15 protein-coding genes are annotated in these 16,422 nt (G+C 71.1%); 13 read left to right on the top strand and 2 right to left on the bottom strand.

The features are described from left to right. Nucleotides 1–9 precede the first annotated feature (9 nt). From valS to DQ384_RS14820, 6 genes are all read left to right on the top strand, one after another. A complete protein-coding gene (valS, locus tag DQ384_RS14845; protein WP_114029373.1) occupies nt 10–2,568 on the top strand; it encodes a valine--tRNA ligase in 2,559 nt (852 codons plus the stop codon). Nucleotides 2,569–2,712: 144 nt separating this feature from the next. Further along, on the top strand, nt 2,713–3,876 hold the full coding sequence (locus DQ384_RS14840; RefSeq protein ID WP_245966478.1) for an AI-2E family transporter: 1,164 nt from the start codon (nt 2,713–2,715) through the stop codon (nt 3,874–3,876). 81 nt (nt 3,877–3,957) lie between these two features. After that, on the top strand, nt 3,958–4,392 hold the full coding sequence (gene dut, locus DQ384_RS14835; protein WP_114029372.1) for a dUTP diphosphatase: 435 nt from the start codon (nt 3,958–3,960) through the stop codon (nt 4,390–4,392). A gap of 23 nt (nt 4,393–4,415) precedes the next feature. Then, nucleotides 4,416–5,084 (top strand): DUF3710 domain-containing protein, encoded by a 669-nt coding sequence (locus tag DQ384_RS14830; protein ID WP_114029371.1) that lies wholly within the window; start codon nt 4,416–4,418, stop codon nt 5,082–5,084. A 60-nt stretch (nt 5,085–5,144) separates the two neighbouring features. After that, a complete protein-coding gene (locus tag DQ384_RS14825) occupies nt 5,145–5,534 on the top strand; it encodes an OB-fold nucleic acid binding domain-containing protein (protein ID WP_114029370.1) in 390 nt (129 codons plus the stop codon). Between the two features lie 28 nt (nt 5,535–5,562). Next, a complete protein-coding gene (locus DQ384_RS14820) occupies nt 5,563–6,312 on the top strand; it encodes a DUF3159 domain-containing protein (RefSeq protein WP_114029369.1) in 750 nt (249 codons plus the stop codon). Between the two features lie 90 nt (nt 6,313–6,402). On the opposite strand, the gene DQ384_RS14815 is transcribed toward DQ384_RS14820, so the two are convergent. Continuing rightward, the gene (locus DQ384_RS14815) at nt 6,403–7,059 is read right to left on the bottom strand and encodes a potassium channel family protein (RefSeq protein WP_114029368.1); all 657 of its coding nucleotides are present in this window, start codon (nt 7,057–7,059) and stop codon (nt 6,403–6,405) included. Beyond that, complete coding sequence (locus DQ384_RS14810; RefSeq protein WP_114029367.1) at nt 7,059–7,727, bottom strand: potassium channel family protein; 669 nt, start codon at nt 7,725–7,727, stop codon at nt 7,059–7,061. Before DQ384_RS14810 ends, DQ384_RS14815 begins: the two co-directional genes overlap by 1 nt. 141 nt (nt 7,728–7,868) lie before the next feature. On the opposite strand from DQ384_RS14810, the gene DQ384_RS14805 reads away from it, so the two are divergent. From DQ384_RS14805 to DQ384_RS14775, 7 genes are all read left to right on the top strand, one after another. Further along, nucleotides 7,869–9,881 (top strand): APC family permease, encoded by a 2,013-nt coding sequence (locus tag DQ384_RS14805; RefSeq protein WP_220182953.1) that lies wholly within the window; start codon nt 7,869–7,871, stop codon nt 9,879–9,881. Nucleotides 9,882–9,895: 14 nt separating this feature from the next. Further along, on the top strand, nt 9,896–11,143 hold the full coding sequence (locus DQ384_RS14800; protein WP_114029365.1) for a class I SAM-dependent RNA methyltransferase: 1,248 nt from the start codon (nt 9,896–9,898) through the stop codon (nt 11,141–11,143). Between the two features lie 66 nt (nt 11,144–11,209). After that, complete coding sequence (locus tag DQ384_RS14795) at nt 11,210–11,644, top strand: NUDIX domain-containing protein (RefSeq protein WP_220182952.1); 435 nt, start codon at nt 11,210–11,212, stop codon at nt 11,642–11,644. 839 nt (nt 11,645–12,483) lie between these two features. Then, a complete protein-coding gene (locus DQ384_RS14790; protein ID WP_114029363.1) occupies nt 12,484–13,017 on the top strand; it encodes a hypothetical protein in 534 nt (177 codons plus the stop codon). 43 nt (nt 13,018–13,060) lie between these two features. Further along, nucleotides 13,061–14,080, top strand: coding sequence for a hypothetical protein (locus DQ384_RS14785; RefSeq protein WP_114029498.1), 1,020 nt, complete (start codon nt 13,061–13,063; stop codon nt 14,078–14,080). Nucleotides 14,081–14,110: 30 nt separating this feature from the next. Further along, entirely contained in the window at nt 14,111–15,445 is a 1,335-nt protein-coding gene (locus DQ384_RS14780; RefSeq protein ID WP_220182951.1) for a Dyp-type peroxidase, read from the top strand. Between the two features lie 55 nt (nt 15,446–15,500). Next, nucleotides 15,501–16,370: a bile acid:sodium symporter family protein gene (locus DQ384_RS14775; RefSeq protein ID WP_114029361.1), complete on the top strand. Its 870-nt coding sequence runs from the start codon at nt 15,501–15,503 to the stop codon at nt 16,368–16,370. The last annotated feature ends 52 nt before the right edge of the window (nt 16,371–16,422 follow it).

Genomic DNA, 16,422 nt, shown 5'->3' with positions numbered 1-16,422 from the left:
TAGGGCGCCATGACCGAACAGCGACCGCACCGCGCCACCGTTCCCGACAGGCCCGCTCTGGATGGCCTGGAGACGGTATGGGCGGCCCGCTGGGAGGCCCGGGGAACGTACCGCTTCGACCGTTCGAAGACCCGCGAGCAGGTCTACTCGATCGACACGCCCCCGCCCACCGTCTCGGGCTCCCTGCACGTCGGACACGTCTTCTCCTACACCCACACCGACACCCTGGCGCGCTACCAGCGCATGCGCGGTCGTGAGGTCTTCTACCCCATGGGATGGGACGACAACGGCCTGCCCACCGAGCGCCGGGTGCAGAACCACTTCGGCGTGCGCTGCGACCCCTCCCTGCCCTACGACCCGGCGTTCACGCCCCCGGCCGAGCCCGACCCCAAGCGCCAGGTGCCCGTCTCGCGGCGCAACTTCATCGAGCTGTGCGAGCGGCTGACGCTGGAGGACGAGAAGGCGTTCGAGGAGCTGTGGCGTCACCTCGGCCTGTCGGTCGACTGGTCGCTGACCTACGCCACGATCGACGCGACCTCCCGCGCCGCCTCCCAGCGGGCCTTCCTGCGCAACCTCGCGCGCGGCGAGGCCTACCTGGCCGAGGCGCCCACCCTGTGGGACGTCACCTTCGGCACGGCCGTCGCCCAGGCCGAGCTGGAGGACCGCGAGTGGCCCGGCGCCTTCCACCGCATCCGCTTCGGCGGGGTGCCGGGCACCGCCTGCGAGGACGGGGTCTTCATCGAGACGACCCGGCCCGAGCTGATCCCCGCCTGCGTCGCCCTGGTGGCCCACCCCGACGACGAGCGCTACCGGCCGCTGTTCGGCAAGACCGTCCGCACGCCGATCTTCGGCGTCCCCGTGCCCGTCATGGCCCACCGCCTGGCCGAGCCGGACAAGGGCTCGGGCATCGCCATGATCTGCACCTTCGGTGACGTCACCGACGTCGTCTGGTGGCGCGAGCTGGACCTGCCGACCCGGCCGGTCATCGGCTGGAACGGGCGGCTGCTGCCCGAGCCCCCCGACGGCGTCCCCGCCGGGCCGTACGCCGAGCTGGCCGGGAAGACGGCGCACAGCGCCCGTGAACGCGTGGTCGCGATGCTGCGCGAGTCCGGCGAGCTGGACGGCGAGCCGCGGAAGATCTCCCGCCCCGTGAAGTTCTACGAGAAGGGCGACCGGCCGCTGGAGATCGTCACGACCCGCCAGTGGTACATCCGCAACGGCGGGCGCGACGCCGAGCTGCGCGAGGCGCTGGTCGGGCGCGGCCGGGAGCTGCGGTGGCACCCGCCGCACATGCGCGTCCGCTACGAGAACTGGGTCCAGGGTCTGGCAGGCGACTGGCTGATCTCCCGCCAGCGGTTCTTCGGCGTGCCGATCCCGGTGTGGTACCCGCTGGACTCCGAGGGCCGGCCGATCTGGGAGAACCCGATCGCCGCCTGCGAGGAGGCCCTCCCGGTCGACCCCGCGACCGACGCGCCGCCCGGGTACTCCAGCGAGCAGCGCGACCGGCCGTTCGGCTTCGCCGCCGACCCCGACGTCATGGACACCTGGGCGACGTCCTCGCTGTCGCCGCAGACCGTCTCCGGCTGGGAGCGCGACCCCGACCTGTTCGCGCGGGTCTTCCCGATGGACCTGCGGCCGCAGGCGCACGAGATCATCCGCACGTGGCTGTTCTCCTCCGTGGTGCGGGCACACCTGGAGAACGGCGTCCTGCCGTGGAAGAACGCGGCGATCTCGGGATGGATCCTCGACCCGGACCGCAAGAAGATGTCCAAGTCCAAGGGCAACGTCGTGACGCCCATGGGCCTGCTGCGCGAGTACGGCTCGGACGCGGTGCGCTACTGGGCGGCCGGCGGCCGTCCGGGCACCGACACGGCGTTCGACACCGGCCAGATCAAGGTCGGCAGGCGCCTGGCCATCAAGATCCTCAACGCCTCCAAGTTCGTGCTGGGCCTGGGCCCGGTCGAGGGGGAGCCGGGGGAGGTCTCCCAGGCCCTGGACGCCTCCATGCTGGCGCGGCTGGCCGAGGTCGTCGAGGAGGCCACGGCCGCGTTCGAGTCCTACGACCACACGCGGGCGCTGGAGGTCGCCGAGCGGTTCTTCTGGGAGTTCTGTGACGACTACCTGGAGCTGGTGAAGACCCGCGCGTACGGCGACGACGACGGGGCACGGTCCGCGCGGGCCGCGCTGCGGCGGGCGCTCGACGTGATGCTGCGGCTGTTCGCCCCGTTCCTGCCGTTCGTGACCGAGGAGGTCTGGTCGTGGTGGCGGCCGGGCTCGGTGCACCGCGCGACCTGGCCCACGCGGGCCGAGCCGGCCGCGCCGGGCGACCCGGCGGTGCTCGCGACGGTGTCGCAGGTGCTCCGCGAGGTCCGCAGGGCCAAGTCGACGGCCAAGCTGTCCATGCGGGCCGAGGTCGCGCGGCTGAGCGTGTCGGGCGCCTCCGTGGCCCTCGTGGGGCCGGCCCAGGACGACCTGTGCGCGGCGGGCTCGGTCGACGAGTTCGTGCTGCGGCCGGAGGACGGCGAGCTGCGGGTCGAGGTCACGCTGGCCGAGGCCGCCTCCGCATAGGGCCCCGAACGCCCGCGCCGCGTATGCCGCCAATGCCGTACTTGGGGCATACGCGGCGGCCGGGACGAGGACGTAAGCAGACCGGGTCTTGAACCACGCCGTAACCTGCGCGCGTTCGGCGGCCCGGCGTGCCAGTCTGGAGGCGTGATCGTCGAAAGCGAGCGCGACCAGCGGAGCGTGCCACCCGTCCTGTCCGCGATGGCGGCCTGGAGCTGGCGCCTGATCGTCACGGGCGTGGTGTTCTACTTCTTCGTGCAGATCATCGTCCGGCTCAGCTTCGTGGCGCTGCCGGTGGCGATCGCGCTGCTGCTCACCGCCCTGCTGTTCCCGCTCACCGAGCGGCTGCGCAGGGCGGGCCTGCGCTCCATCTGGGCGACCTGGATCACCATGCTGCTGGCGTTCGCCGTCATCGTCGGGCTCGGCTTCATCATCGGCCTCCGGGCCAACGACGAGTTCCCGCGGCTTCTCGACCAGGTGCAGCAGACCGCGCGCGACGCCCAGAACTGGCTGCTGAAGGGCCCCCTCCACCTCAAGGAGGCCCAGCTCACCGACATGGTGAACGAGATCATCCGGCAGGCCAACGCCCAGCGCAGCGCGATCACCAGCACGATCCTGTCCACGGCCGCCGTCTTCGTCGAGGTGCTCACCTCGATCGTGCTGCTGCTGTTCATCACCTTCTTCCTGCTCAAGGACGGCGGGCAGATCTGGTCGTGGTTCCTGCGCGCCTTCGGCTCCGCCGCCCCCCGGGTCGACCGCGCCGGGCGGGCCGCCTGGCACACCCTGTCGCAGTACATCCACGGCACGGTCATCGTCGCCGCCATCCACGGCGTGGTCATCGGCGTCGTCCTGTTCGGCATGGGCGTGCCGCTCTGGGCCCCGCTCGCGGTGCTCATCTTCATGGCGAGCTTCATCCCGATCGTCGGCATCTTCTTCGCCGGGGGACTGGCCACCCTGGTGACGCTCGGCGCCAAGGGCCCGGTCTTCGCCCTGGTCTTCATCGGCGTCCTCGTGGTCGAGCAACAGCTGGAGAACCACGTCCTCCAGCCGCTGATCGTCGGACGGGCCGTGAAGTTCCACCCGCTGGCGATCATCCTCGTGCTGGCCATCGGCGGCATCCTCGGCGGCATCGCCGGCGCCGCGATCGCCGTGCCGGTCGTCGCGGTGATCTACCGCGCGCTGCCCGAGCTGCGCAGAACGCCCCCCGCGCTGCCGCCCGCCGCGCACCACGAGCCCCCCGCGCCTCCGGGCGGCCCCGGCGAGCCCGCGCCCGGCGCGGGAGAGGACGTGTCGCCCCAGCGCAACGGGTAAGGTCTCCCATCGTGAGCACACCGGTTCCGCGTCCGCGGGGCCGGTGGCGTAGCTTGAGGCTGAGGGCGACGAGGTGAACCCATGATCGAGGTGCTGATCCAGCGACTCGACCCAGATCTGCCGCTTCCCGCGTACGCCCACCCGGGCGACGCGGGAGCCGACCTCCACGCCGCCGAGGACGTCGAGCTGCTGCCGGGCGAGCGCGCGGTCGTCCGCACCGGCGTCGCCATCGCGTTGCCCGACGGGTACGCCGCCTTCGTGCACCCGCGCTCCGGCCTCGCGGCGACGTTCGGCGTCACGCTGGTCAACGCGCCCGGCACGATCGACGCCGGCTACCGCGGCGAGATCCGGGTGACCTTGCTCAACACCGACACCAAGGACGCCGTACGGCTCAGGCGCGGCGACCGGATCGCCCAGCTCGTCGTCCAGCGCGTCGAGAAGGCGGCCTTCTACGAGGTGGAGCGGCTTCCCGGCTCGGCGCGCGGCGCCGACGGGTTCGGTTCCACCGGCCGATGAGTCGATAAGGAGTGTGAAGGAAAGTGTTCCGACGCCGCCGTCACGAGGAAGAGGAGACGGCACCGGTCGCCGAGGAGGCGCCGGCCCCCGTCCGCGAGTCGGGACCCTGGGACGCCGAGGAGCCCCACCCCGAGAACGAGCGGGTCGATCTCGGCGGCCTGCTGCTGCCGGTCGGCCCGGGGTTCGAGGTCCAGCTCAACGTCGCCGGTGACCAGCTCGTCGGCGCCGTCGTGCTCGTCAACGAGAGCGCCCTGCAGGTGCACGCGTTCGCCGCGCCCAAGAGGAACGGCATCTGGGACGAGGTGCGCGCCGAGCTCGCCCGCGAGGTCACCGCCGCGGGCGGGTCCTGCGAGGAGCGCGAGGGTCCCTTCGGTCCCGAGCTGGCCGCCGACGTCAAGCAGGAGGGCGGCACGCAGTCCGTCCGCTTCATCGGCGTCGACGGCCCCCGCTGGTTCCTGCGCGGGGTCATCAGCGGCCGCGCCGTCGCCGACGCCGAGACCGCCAAGACCCTTGAGGACGTCATGCGCGACATCGTCGTCGTCCGCGGCGACCAGCCCATGGCGCCCAAGGAGCCCATCGAGCTGCGGCTGCCCGCCGAGGCCCGGCAGGCCGTCGAGCAGCAGGCCGCGCAGGAGGGCAGGCCCGGCCTGAATCCCTTCGAGCGCGGGCCTGAGATCACCGAGACCCGCTGACGTAAGCTGCGGGCAGAGTCTCACGGCGTCCCACGGGCCTCCCGAGGAGTTGAGCAGGACATGAGTACGGCTGAGCCCGTCAAACGCGGGCTGCGCGGGTTCTTTCGCCGGCTGACGACGACCAGGGCCGAGCAGGAGGCCGAGGAGCTCAAGGAGGACCTCGCCCAGCACGGCGCGACGCCGATCGCCTCGTGCGCGCAGCGCCGCCGGTTCTGCGTGGCGGGTACGCTGCGCACGGTGACCCTGCGCCCGCGCGGCGGCGTCCCGTCCCTGGAGGCCGAGCTGTACGACGGGTCGGACGTGATCGACCTGGTCTGGCTCGGTCGCCGGAAGATCGTCGGAGTCGAGCCGGGCCGGGTGGTGCGGGCCGAGGGCCTCGTCAGCATCCAGGACGGCCGCAAGGTCATGTTCAACCCCCGATACGAGCTGTTGCCGGCGAGCGGTCAGTGACCACGGCTTCCACCACGCGAGGAGACCAATGACGATGGACCGGCGAGACGGCGCGCGGATGTCGGAGGAGGCGCCCCCACCGGCCGTGAGTGACGCCGGCGGGGTCGGCGCGGTGGGCACGGCGGCCGGTGAGCGGGCCGCGCACGACACCGTCGAGGCGGCCATCCGCGCCCAGCTCGCGAAGGCCCTCGGCGGCGTGCGCGGCATCGTCGAGGCCGCCGTCCCGACGGTGGCGTTCACGATCACCTGGATCGTCACCGAGCAGCTCAGGACGTCACTGATCGTCAGCATCGGCATGGCCGTGCTGCTGCTGCTCGTGCGCGTGGTCCAGCGCTCCACCGTGCAGTTCGTGCTGAACAGCCTGGTGGGCATCGCCGTCGGCGCGATCTTCGCCAGCCGCACCGGACAGGCCAAGGACGTCTTCCTGCCCGGCATCTGGTACAACGCGGGCTACGCCGTCGCCATGATCTTCTCGGTCGCCGTCCGCTGGCCCATCGTGGGCTTCCTCATCGGGTCGGTGACCGGCGACCCGACGGGCTGGCGCAGGGACCCGGACGTGGTGCGGCTGTGCTCGCGGCTCACGTGGCTGCTGATCCTGCCCTGCCTGCTGCGCGTGGTGGTGCAGCTGCCGCTGTACTACGCCGGCCAGGTGGCCGCGCTGGGGGTGGCCAAGGTGGCGCTCGGCTGGCCGTTGCAGGTGGCGGGGCTCGCCGCCATGGTCTGGGTGCTCGCCCGGGGCAGGACGCCGCTCTCGGGTCCCTCGGCGCCGGGCGCCTGAACGACGCCCGGCACGGCAGGCGGGACGACCCGGGGGTTAGAGCCTTCGGGAGCCGGAGCTCCAGGGGCCAGAGCCTTCGGGACCCGGGCCTCAGGGGGCCAGCAGGTGCGCGAGCTCCTGCTCGACCTCCTGGCTGGCCACGAACAGCAGCTCGTCGCCGGCCTCCAGCGGGTCGTCGTCGGAGGGCACCAGCACCCGGCCCTCGCGCAGGATCGCCACCAGCGCCGAGTCGGCCGGCCAGGGCACCGAGCCGGCCCGCTGGCCGACCACCGGGGCGTCCTCGGGCAGCGTCAGCTCGACCAGGTTGGCCTGTCCCTGCCGGAACGTCATCAGGCGGACCAGGTCGCCGACGCTGACCGCCTCCTCCACCAGCGCCGAGAGCAGGCGCGGCGTGGACACCGCGACGTCCACGCCCCACGACTCGTTGAACAGCCACTCGTTGTTGGGGTGGTTGATGCGGGCCACCACGCGCGGGACGCCGTACTCGGTCTTGGCCAGCAGCGAGACGACCAGGTTGACCTTGTCGTCACCGGTCGAGGCGATGACGACGTGGCAGTTGTTCAGCCCGGCCTCGTCCAGCGAGGAGATCTCGCAGGCGTCGGCGAGCAGCCACTCCGCCCGCGGCACGCTGTCGATCTTTATGGCCTTTGGGTCGATGTCGATGAGCAGGACCTCGTGGCCGTTCTCGAGCAACTCGGCGGCGATGGACCGGCCGACCGCCCCCGCGCCCGCGATCGTGACGCGCATCAGTGCGACTCCTCCTCGGGTGCCGACGCCAGCACCTTGTTGATCCGGTCCATGTCGTTCTCGGCGGCCATCACGTGCAGGATGTCGCCCTCCTGCAGGACGGTGTCGTCCCGGGGCAGCAGGGCCTCGCCCATGCGGTTGACGAAGGCGACACGGGTGCCCGCGGCGTCCTCCAGGGTGCTCGTGCGGGTGCCGATCCAGGCGGAGTGATAGGCGACCTCGGCGAGCATCACCGTGCCCGTGGGGTCGCGCCACAGCGGCTCGGCGCCCTCGGGCAGCACCCGCCGCAGGATCTGGTCGGCCGTCCACCGCACGGTCGCGACCGTGGGGATGCCGAGCCGCTGGTAGACCTCGGCGCGGCGCGGATCGTAGATGCGGGCCACCACGTTGTCGACGCCGAAGGTCTCGCGGGCGACCCGGGCCGAGATGATGTTGGAGTTGTCGCCGCTGCTCACGGCGACGTACGCGCCGGCGGACTCGATGCCGGCCTCTTCCAGGACGTCGCGGTCGAAGCCGATGCCGGTGACGCGCCGCCCGCGGAAGCCCGCGCGCAGCCGCCGGAACGCCTGGGGATCCCTGTCGATGATCGCGACCGAGTGGCCGCTGTCCTCGAGGATGTGGGCCAGGGTCGAGCCGACCCGGCCGCATCCCATGATGACGATGTGCATGCTCCCCCGCTGTGGCTTTGAGCGGCAACCCCTGGACCCTATCCAGCTATCAGGCCAAGTATGACCGGTTCTGGCCAGCGCCGTGTGAGGAGCACGTCGGGCCCACGACTAGCATCATCACTCGTGGCCAAGGTTGGAGATATGGTCAAGCGGTTACTCGTGGGCCGGGCGCTCCGAAGCGCGCAGGCACACGAGCAGCTGCTGCCCAAACGCATCGCGTTGCCGGTATTCGCCAGTGACGCACTGTCATCGGTCGCGTATGCGCCGCAGGAGATCTTGATCACGCTCGGGGTCGCGGGTCTCGCAGCTTACCACTTCACGCCGTGGATCGCCCTCGCCGTCGTCGTGATCCTGCTGACCGTCGTCGCGTCGTACCGGCAGAACGTCCGGGCCTACACCAGCGGCGGCGGCGACTTCGAGGTGGCCACCACCAACCTCGGGTCGAACTACGGGCTGATCGTCGCGAGCGCGCTGATGGTCGACTACGTGCTCACGGTGGCGGTGTCGGTGTCGTCGGGGGTGGAGAACCTCGGCGCAGCCCTCCCGTTCCTGCACGACCGCAAGGTGGCCGCGGCGATCGTCGTCGTGGCGCTGCTCACGGTGATGAACCTGCGCGGCATCCGCGAGTCGGGCCTGGCCTTCGCCATCCCCACCTACGCCTTCATGATCAGCGTGTTCGGGCTGATGATCTGGGGTGGCGTGCGGCTCATGTTCGGCGCCGACCTCAAGGCCCCGACCGCCGACTTCACCGTCACCGGCGAGAGCGCCGGCATCGGCGGGTTCGCGCTGGTGTTCCTGCTGTTGCGCGCGTTCTCCTCCGGCTGCGCGGCCCTGACCGGCGTGGAGGCCATCAGCAACGGCGTCCCGGCGTTCAGGAAGCCCAAGGGCAAGAACGCCGCCAACACGCTGCTGGCGCTGGGCGTGCTGGCCGCCACGATGTTCGCGGGCATCACGGCCTTCGCCTACATCACCGGGGCCAAGTTCGCCGACCCGTCGGTGGGCAGCGTCGTCGTGGACGGGCAGGGCCGCGTGGTGCCCCACCCGGACCCGGTGATCGCCCAGGTGGCCCAGACCGTCTTCAGCAACTTCACCCCGGCCTTCTACGTGATCAGCGCGATGACCGCGCTGATCCTCGTGCTCGCCGCCAACACCGCGTTCAACGGCTTCCCGGTGCTCGGGTCGGTGCTCGCCCAGAACCGCTACCTGCCGCGCCAGCTGCACACCCGGGGCGACCGGCTGGCGTTCAGCAACGGCATCGTGATCCTCGCCGCGATGGCGGGGCTGCTGATCTACGCCTTCCAGGCGGACACCACGCGGCTGGTGCAGCTCTACATCGTGGGGGTGTTCGTGTCGTTCACGATCAGCCAGACGGGTATGGTGCGCCACTGGAACCGGCTGCTGGCCACCGAGACCGACCCCAAGAAGCGCGGCCAGATGAAGCGGTCGCGGGTGATCAACGCGTTCGGCGGCACCGTCACCGGCCTGGTGCTGGTCGTCGTGCTGGTCACCAAGTTCACGCACGGCGCCTGGATCGCCTGCGCGGCCATGGCCGTGCTGTTCCTCATGATGCGCGGCATCAGGCGCCACTACGACAACGTCGCGGCCGAGCTGGTCATGCCGGAGGAGGCGCAGGTCGACGAGTCGATGCTCCCGGCCAGGAACCACGCGATCGTCCTGCTCTCCAAGATCCACAAGCCGACGCTGCGCGCGCTGTCGTACGCCAGGGCCACCCGGCCGTCGACGCTGGAGGCCATCTCGGTCGCCGTGGACGCCGAGGAGGCCAAGCAGTTGCAGCATGACTGGGAGGAGCGCGGCATCCCGGTGCCGCTCAAGATCCTCGACTCGCCGTACCGCGAGATCACCCGGCCGGTGCTGGAGTACGTCAAGAGCCTTCGCCGCCGGTCGCCCCGCGACGTCGTGACGGTGTTCATTCCGGAGTATGTCGTGGGCCACTGGTGGGAACACCTGTTGCACAACCAGAGCGCGCTCAGGCTCAAGGGACGCCTGCTCTTCCAGCCGGGTGTGATGGTCACCAGCGTGCCGTGGCAGCTCGCGTCCTCCGACCGGCTCAAGGGCAGGCCGGAGTCGTTCGCCCCCGGGTCGGTCCGCCGGCCCTACGCTGTGGCGCGTAAGGATGATCAGGTCAAGACGTGATCGGGGGGAGCGCAGTGCCCATCGAACTGAACGTGGAGCGCGTCGCCAACGGCGGCTGGTGCGTCGCCAGGCATGAGGGCCGCGTGGTGTTCGTCCGCCACGCCCTGCCCGGCGAGCGTGTGCTGGCGGAGGTCACGGACGAGACCACGCGGTTCCTGCGGGCCGACGCCGTCGAGATCCTGGAGGCGTCGCCCGAGCGGGTCACGCCGCCGTGCCCGTTCGCCGGGCCGGGCCGGTGCGGCGGCTGCGACTGGCAGCACGCCACCCTCGCCGCGCAGCGCCGCTTCAAGGCCGAGATCGTCGCCGAGCAGTTCCAGCGGCTCGCCGGCATCGAGGTGAAGGTCGACGTCGAGGAGGTCCCCGGCGCGCCCAAGGGCCTCGGCTGGCGCACGCGCGTCCAGTTCGCGGTCACGCCTGACGGCCAGCCGGGCCTGCGCCGCCACCGCTCGCACGAGGTCGAGCCGGTCGACGCCTGCCTGATCGCCCACCCCGAGGTCGAGCGGGTCGGCGTCGAGCGCCACAACTGGCACGGCGCCTCCGGTGTGGAGGCCATCACGAGCTCCACGGGGGAGCGGGCCGTGGTCGTCACGCCGAAGGGCCACCGCACGGTCGCGGTGCCGGAGCTCGGCGCCGACGCCTACGTCCTGGTCGACGAGGGGCGGGGCCACGCACGGGCCGTGCGCGGCCGTACGGTGCTCACCGAGCGGGTGGGGTCCCGCGAGTTCCGGGTAACGGGCAGCGGCTTCTGGCAGGTCCATCCCGGGGCGGCGGCGGTGCTGCTGGACGCGGTGCTGGAGTTCGCCGCGGTGCGTCCCGGTGATTGGGGGCTCGACCTGTACTGCGGGGTCGGGCTGTTCGCCGCGGGCCTGGCCGAGGCGGCGGGTCCCGAGGGGGCAGTCCTCGGCATCGAGTCGGACGCCCGCGCCGTCCAGGACGCCCGCCACAACCTGCGCGACCTGCCCCAGGCGCGCGTCGAGCGGGGCCGCGTCGAGGACACCCTGGACCGGCTCGGCGTCGAGCGCGCCGACGTGGTCGTGGTCGACCCCCCGCGCACCGGCCTCGGCCGCGAGGTGGTGGGCCGCGTCGCGGGCCTGGACGCCTCCCGGGTCGTGTACGTCTCCTGCGACCCCGCCACTCTGGCCCGCGACGCCGCCTGGTTCGCCGACCACGGCTACCCGCTGGTCGACCTGCGCGCCTTCGACGCCTTCCCGATGACCCACCACGTCGAAACCGTGGCCCTGCTGGTCAAGGATGCGAACTAGGCTCTGACCAGCAACGATGCAACACGTCATGTGTCAGGGCAGGTCAGTGCGGGGCAGAAGGAACGCGTGCGGGCCATCCTCATCACCCCGAGCGGCGCCCTGCTCACCATCAAACGGGTACGCCCCGGCGTCGAACCGTACTGGGTCCTGCCTGGAGGCGGCGTCGAGCCCACCGACGCGAGCCTGGAGGCCGCGCTCACCCGGGAGATTCGTGAGGAGCTCGCCGGCGACGCCGTCGTGCACGCGCTGGTGCAGATCAACGAGCGCGGCGACGAGCGGGAGTACTTCTACCTCGCCCGCATCGCGCACTGGGATTCCGGCCGGCGCACCGGCCCGGAGTTCGCCGACCGGGCGCGAGGCGAGTACATCATCGAGACGAGTCCGCTGACCGCCGAATGCATCGCTCGTATCGCGCTCAAGCCGGCCTCGATAGCCGAGTTGATCGCCGACCATGCCACTGAGCTGTTCCAACTGGCCGATCTGCGGACGCAGACGGTCTGATCTGCCGAGCAGTGGCGAGCCGGATCACGGTGGGGAGTGGCACACGAAGTGGTAGCCGGCCCGCGTCGTGGAGGAGGAGACCCGTCGTGGCGACAACGCGCAGTTCCGGTTGCGCATCCTGCCGCACGGGGAGGAATGGCGACACAACGGCCGCCTGGACGTGCAGGCATGGGTGCGGCAGATGGAGGAGGGCGACGGGCGGCAGGCGATCCGCCGCTCCTACAACCTGCTCGCCAGCATGCTCGGGAACGCGGTCCTGGAGGGGATCACCCCAGTGTCCCCGTGCCAGAAGGTGGCCGCGATCGTGGCCGAACTGCCCGAGACGCACGGGGTCATGACGGACCTGATGTGCTACGCCGGCCCCCGGTGGGGCGAGGCGGCGGTGTGTGCGGGGCCGAGCGAGAGGACGGGACCGGCAACCCCATCGACTGGCTGCGCGCGAAAATCTCCATCCGCGGAGTGGTCACCCGGAAGGGAAAGTGGAAGGAGTACCCAAGAACTCCTCCTCGCGCCGCGAGGTGCCGGTACCTCGCTGGGTGCTCGATCGGATGGCCCCTTTGCTTGGCCACCGCGGCCGGGACGCCTTCCTGTTCATCACCGGCCGCCGGTCGCCTGGCTCCACCGAGCTGCCTCTGCCGTCGAGGGCGAATTGGCGGCTGGACGCGAGTTAGGCCCTGACCAGTGGCGATGCGACACGTAAGGAGTCAGCGCGGGTCAGTCCGAGGCGGGGTTCTCCACTGTCTGCCCTCCGGTTCTTCGTCTTCGCTGTGTGGGATAATCGTCCGTGTCAGGCTGCCGTTGGCTTGTTCCCCCTCTGACCGGGTGAGGGAGGAGCGGACATGGAGATCACGCCTCAGGCAGTGGTCATCCCCAAGGAGACCGGCCACCTCGAACAGGGGAAATACGGCCCCGTCTTCCCGCGGACCCCGGCGTGCTACGGGTTCACCATCATCGCCGACGTCAAGCCCGGCCGGGCCGAGGCGATCCGCGACCACGGCTACGCGCTGGCCAAGGCCCTGGAGGCCGATCCGCATCTTCTCGCACCGCTGAAGCTGCATTACCTGCGCTGGGTGCTGTTCGACGACGACACCCGGTTCATGTACCAGGGGATCTTCGACACCGACTTCGACAAGTACACCGAAGACGCCGTCGCGCTGTTCGGCAAGGCGGGGGTGAACACGGCGTTCGAGAACCTCGTGGGATTTCCCGAGGACTGGAAGACCAACCCCGGGGCGTTCGCCAGGTTCGTTCGTGAGCACCACTGCCCGAGCTTCATCGAGTACGGAGAGTATCCGTACGTCACCGCCGATGAGATCAAAAAGGCGCTACGGGTCAGAAGCGCCCTGTCGGAGATGCTCGACCAGATGCAGTGAGCCAGGCCCCTGAGCCTGGGCCGGTTGGCGATGGGTGATGAAGATGAGCGAATCCAGCACCGCCCGCACCTACAACCAGAATCATGTGCCGCGCGCGTACACCTCCGGGCGGCGGCGGGTGAGCATCTACGTCTCGTGGAGTTATCCGGCCGAGGCGGGTCGGAACACGGCCGAGCTCGACAACCGGTTCTCCACGATGACGGAGGTCCGCCGTGTGAACTGGCCGGCCTACGAGGAACCCCGCTGGTCTGATCCGCTCCAGTTCCAGCAGGGCATCGCCGGATCACTGGAGCTGTTCTTCTGGGGCTGGGCGCCGTTCCAGCAATTCGTCCAGGAGACCACCGGACACCCCGTGCCGGTGTACCAGCGCATCGACCAGGCCGGTTTCCGTACCGTGCTGGACGAGCGGGTGCTGGCCGACACCGACACCCTGCTGGTGTTCGGGCTGGACCACATGGTCACCGGGCAGGACGCCGAGCCCGGGGAGATCGAGGCGCTGCGGCACTTCCTCACCCGGGAGGGGACCTGCCTGGTCCTGGGGCCGCACCACGATGTCGGGGCATCGGAGGACCTGGCCGTGCGCGACGCGGAGTACCACCACCACGGCGACCCCCTGGTGCCGCGCCAGCAGCGCTTCGCTCGCTATGTCCGAGGCTTGATGCACGGGCTGGGTGTGCCGGTGGAGAACCGCTACGGGCTGCGGCCCGCGGTGCGGGAGGCCAAGAAGATCGCGCCGCTGTCCGTCAGCAGGGACCTGGACGCCAAAGGGTGGCTGGACGGCGTGAGCAACTTCAACTTCCACATGCACCTGCCGCACTACGCCGTGACGAGCGAGGGCCCGGAGGTCGTCCACGTGCTGGGCAGGCAGCCGGTCGACCCCTCCAGGCCGCCGCACCCCTTCACCGAGGCCGGCAACACCGAGTTCAACATGTTCCTGTGGATGCCCCCCGCCGGAGAGCGGGCCGGTGACGTGCTGCTGGCCGACTCCACGATCTTCAGCTCGCTGTTCGGCGGCGACGAGAGCCTGCGCGCCTTCTGGAAGAACATCGCCTCGGTGAAGTAACGCCCCGGCGGTTTCGGGAGGAGGACATCGGTGACCGCACGAACGCATGCCGTGCTCGACCTCGGCGACATCCAGCGCGGAGTCCTCAGCCCGCGGCCGAGCCCGTACGCGGCGACCTACATCCTGCTCCGCCTCGACGACCGCGCGCACGGGCGGGAGCTGATGCGGCGCATACGCGCCGTGGTCACCTCGGCCGCCGACACGGAAAGCCCGCTGGGCGAGACCTGGGTGAGCGTCGCGCTCACCGTCCACGGCCTCAGGGCCCTGGGGGTGCCGGCGGAGGCGCTGGAGACGTTCGCCTGGGAGTTCCGGCAAGGGATGGCCGCTCGGGCCGCGGCGCTGGGCGATGTCGGCGACAGCGGCCCCGAGCACTGGGAGGCGCCGCTGGGCACGCTTGATGTCCACGTGGTGCTGGTGGCGCTCGCGCCCGACCGCGCCCGGCTGGAAACGGCCATCGACCGCGCCCGCCCCGCCTATCAGCGGCTCTCCGGTGTGACCGCGATCTGGCGGCAGGACTGTCATGCTCTACCCACCGAGACCGAACCCTTCGGTTACCGCGACGGCATCAGCCACCCGGCCGTCGAAGGCAGCGGCATCCCCGGATCCAATCCGCTGGAGGCGCCGCTCAAGGCCGGTGAGTTCGTGCTCGGCTACCCCGACGAACTCGGTGGCGTCCAGGCCCCGCGCCCCGAGATCCTGGGGCGCAACGGCACCTACGTGGCCTTCCGCAAACTCCACCAGCGCGTCGCCGCCTTCCGCCGCTACCTGAGGGACAACTCCACCGGCCCCGAGGACGAGGAACTGCTGGCCGCGAAGATCATGGGACGCTGGCGCAGCGGCGCGCCGCTGGCGCTCAGCCCGTCGCGCGACGAGCCCGGCCTCGGCGCCGACCGCCGCCGCAACAACGCCTTCCTGTACGAGCACGACGATCCGGCGGGATTCACCACGCCCTGTGGCTGCCACATCCGCCGGGGCAACCCCCGCGACGCGGCGGTGGCGGGCGTGCCGAGACTGCACCGGATGATCCGGCGCGGCACCGCCTACGGCCCGCCGCTGCCCGAAGGGGCGCTGGAGGACGACGGGGCCGAGCGCGGGCTGATGTTCGCCTTCGTCGGGGCGCATCTGGGGCGGCAGTTCGAGTTCGTCCAGTCCGAATGGATGAACGACGGCCTCTTCTTCGGCGCGGGCGACGCACGCGATCCCATCGTCGGCTCGGGCGACGGCCCCGGCGACTTCACCATTCCTCAGCGGCCACTTCGGCGGCGTCTGCGGGCGCTGCCGCGCTTCGTCGTCACCCGTGGCGGCGAGTACTGCTTCATGCCGGGGCTGAACGCCCTGAGCTGGCTCGGCGATCTGGACGACTGAAGGCGCGGCAGGCGCCACCTGTGGCCCGTGGCCTGCGCTCGCCGGTGGAGATGTCATGGACATGCTGCGGTTGCTCTTCAACGCGATCACCGTGGTGTTCATCGCGGCGACGATGTTCGCCGCCGGTCTGGGAGCCACGCTGCCGGCGTTGCGCGCGATCTTCGCCGGCCCGTTGTCGCCGCTGCTGGCGCTGCTGGCCAACCTGGTGGTCATCCCGCTGCTGGGCTGGGGCGTCGCCGCGCTGTTCGGCCTGCCGGCGGCGGCGTTCATCGCGATGGTGCTGACCGCCTCGTCACCGGGTGGTCCGTTCGGGGCGAAACTGGCGATGGTGCAAAAGGGAGACGTGGTCGCGGGCGCGGCGACGCAGGTGCTGCTCGCCGCCGTCGGCAGCGTCACCTTCGGCCTGACGGCCAACGCCATACTCACCGCGGCCGGAGTCGGCGCGGGGATCTCCCTGGACGTCGCGGCGCTGGTGCGGACCGTGGCCGTCCTGCAGCTCGTCCCGTTCGCCATCGGACTGATCACGCGCCACTACGCGCCCGCCACGGCGCGGTCGTGGCATCCCGCCGCCGCCAGGGTGTCGAACGTGACGTTCCTGATCGTGCTGGTGGGCATGCTGGCGGGCAACTGGCGCGACGTCGTCGCGCTGATCGGCTCACGCACCCTGCTGGCGGGATTCGTCCTCGCCGGAGCCGCCTTCGCCATCGGCACCGTGCTCGCGACCGGGTCGCCGGCGCGCCGCACCACCATGGGGGGCGTCGCGGCGGTGCGCAACGCCGGCCCCGCGCTGGCCGCCGCCGGCATCGCCTTCGGCGACGAACCGGCCGTCCTGGGAGCACTCGCCGCGGTACTGCTCAGCGGCCTGGCCGCGGCCCTGCCGATCGCCGCGATCCTCAGCCGCCGACGGGCCGGCGACACCACCTGAGCCCGAAGGCTCACTGCCTGTGCCCCTCACCCACCACGAGACGTCTCGGAGC

The organism is Sphaerisporangium album (assembly GCF_003323745.1).
Taxonomy (GTDB): domain Bacteria; phylum Actinomycetota; class Actinomycetes; order Streptosporangiales; family Streptosporangiaceae; genus Sphaerisporangium; species Sphaerisporangium album.
The sequence above is the reverse complement of the archived record's forward strand: the minus strand, read 5'-3'. Positions and strand labels throughout refer to the sequence as shown.